Source organism: Microbacterium sp. Bi128 (assembly GCF_918698205.1).
The window spans coordinates 1-2,213 of sequence record NZ_CAKKMM010000846.1; the positions used below are offsets into that span (position 1 = coordinate 1).

The 2,213-nt window shown below is 67.7% G+C and carries 3 protein-coding genes; 1 reads left to right on the top strand and 2 read right to left on the bottom strand.

The window, feature by feature from the left end:
* Positions 1-244 precede the first annotated feature (244 nt).
* Positions 245-1,084, bottom strand: a complete 840-nt coding sequence (locus LQV45_RS27060; RefSeq protein ID WP_230009852.1) for a DUF1206 domain-containing protein — start codon at positions 1,082-1,084, stop codon at positions 245-247.
* Between the two features lie 231 nt (positions 1,085-1,315).
* On the opposite strand from LQV45_RS27060, the gene LQV45_RS27065 reads away from it, so the two are divergent.
* Positions 1,316-1,852, top strand: coding sequence for a hypothetical protein (locus tag LQV45_RS27065; protein WP_230009853.1), 537 nt, complete (start codon positions 1,316-1,318; stop codon positions 1,850-1,852).
* A gap of 94 nt (positions 1,853-1,946) precedes the next feature.
* Here LQV45_RS27065 and LQV45_RS27070 read toward each other — a convergent pair.
* Positions 1,947-2,213, bottom strand: a 267-nt coding sequence (locus tag LQV45_RS27070) for a cation transporting ATPase C-terminal domain-containing protein (protein ID WP_230009854.1), incomplete at its 5' end; no start/stop codon positions are given.

Genomic DNA, 2,213 nt, shown 5'->3' on the forward strand with positions numbered 1-2,213 from the left:
GTGGACAACGTGACCGAGAGCAGCCAGGCCGCGGCGGCCGCGGCGGACAGGGCGGCCACGAGCCGCCGCGTGGACCGCTCAGATTCACGATGCCGTCGGAGGGTGCGTCTGCTCACCGGAACGTAGCTCATGCCATGCCTCTGCGAGACCTGCCGCCGGTGGCCGTCCCAGCCCGGCCCGGGGTAGCTCCACGATAGTCCCGCGGGCAGATGCCAAACAAGAAAATCCCCACCCAGGGCGGCGGCTACATCCGGCCGAAACGCGCCCGGACCAGCGCGAACACGCCGTAGGCAATGAACCCGGCCCCGATTGCCAGGAGCAGGTACGGGCCGAAGGGGTGGTCCCGGAGCGCCTTGAGGCTGCCGTCCAGGCCGGTGGAGGAACCGGGATTGTTGGTCGCCGCGGCCACGACGAAGAGCAGCCCGGTCAGGATCAGCGCCAGCCCTTTGGAGACGTGGCCGGTGACGCCAAGGGCGCTGATCACCCTGCCGCGGCGGGTCCCCTCGAAGTGCTGCAGTTCCTCCTTGAACTTCTTCCCGAAGCCCTTGACGACGAAATACACGCCGATTCCCATGATGGTGAGCCCGAGGCCGACAAGGGCCGGAACCCCCAGCGGTGACTGGATCAGGGCCGTGCTGAAATCCCGGGTCGAGTCGCCCGAATCGCCGCGCTGGCCGAGCCCGAAGCCCGCGAAGCTCAGCCCGACGCTCCCGTACGCTATGGCGAGGAATCCGGAGGAAATGAGTTTGCCCAACTGCTCCCGGCGCGGCAGGTGGCGGCCCCGGAGCGTCGCCTCGCTCAGCTGCCAGAGCGCGAGGCCCGCGCAGGCGATGCAGGCCGCCCACATGACCACCGGACCCCAGGGGTTGGCGGCGAGTTGTTCGATGGCGCCGGTGGGTTCGGCCTGGCCCGGCGCGCCCAGGACCAGGGCGACGGCGATGGCCCCGATCACGATATGAAGCAGTGCCATCACCGCGAATCCGGAACGGGCGACGACGTCGAGCGCGGTGCTGTTCGACGCCGCCTCCGCGGTGTCGACGGCGTCGCCGATGGCGGCTTCGATCCCGGACTCTTCTTCTGCCATGGTGACGCGGCTATTCCTCATCTGGTCCGGTGGAACGGTGTTGTGCCTTACGGCGGTGTGGCTATGGCGCCGATTCTACGCGGGGCGAAGTGGCAGCCGCTTGGACTACCGCGTTTTTGGTAAGTGTGCTTACCATAGCCGGGTCATGGCCCCGCTCGTGGACATGCCGCGGACCGGCAGCCTTGCTGCCCCTGCGATTCGGATTCGAAGACAGATGATAGGAAGCTCAACATGGCAGGTAATCTTGTTGCCCGATCCATTCACGACCTGACGGCGGCCGCCTGGTTCGGCGGTTCCCTGATGGGCGCCATTGGGCTCAACGGTGCCACGGCTGCTGCCAAGGACCCGGCGGAACGTAGCCGCCTCTCAAGCCTGGGCTGGAAGAAGTGGGCGCCGTACCAGACGGCGGCGTTTGGGGCGCATTTTCTTTCGGGCCTCGCCGTCATGTGGGAGAACAAGGGCCGGATGGCCAAGCAGGACGGCGTCACGCGCCTGAGCGTCTACAAGTCCGTCGTCACCCTCGCCGGAGCCGCTGCGACCCTGTACGCGGGCCTGCAGGGAGCCAAAGTGGACAAGCTGGCCGCCGAGGGCGCCAAGGGTGCCACCGAGCCGAAGCCGGGTGCCTCCGAGGAACTCCGTTCCGCGCAGCAGCAGCTGAAGATCCTGCAGTGGACCATCCCTGTATTCGCCGGCTGGGTGATCGTGCTCGGCGCCAAGCACGGCGAGATGCAGCGGCCCAAGAACGTCCTGACGGGCCTCGTCCGCTAGCCCCGGCACAGCCGGTATGCGCCACTGTTGAGGGCCGGAACATCGCGTTCCGGCCCTCAACAGTGGCAGTCGCACTCTCGCCGGAGCAGCACTCTCACGCCGGAACGGGGGGAGCCGGGACTGCGGCCCGGCCCTTCGATTGCCGGGCCCGCAGGATGATCTTGAAGATTTCACCGAGGAACAGCAGCACCACGCCCGGCACCAGGCAGAGCAGCCACTGCTGGCCGGAAAGCGGCAGCGTGCCGAACAGGTCCTGCATCACCTTCATCTGGGTGATCAGCATCGAGCCGAGGACGGCCCACGCGAACGCCCAGAGCAGCTTCGGGTTGGACACCGTGGCGGGCCCGAAGGCGCTCTCGGT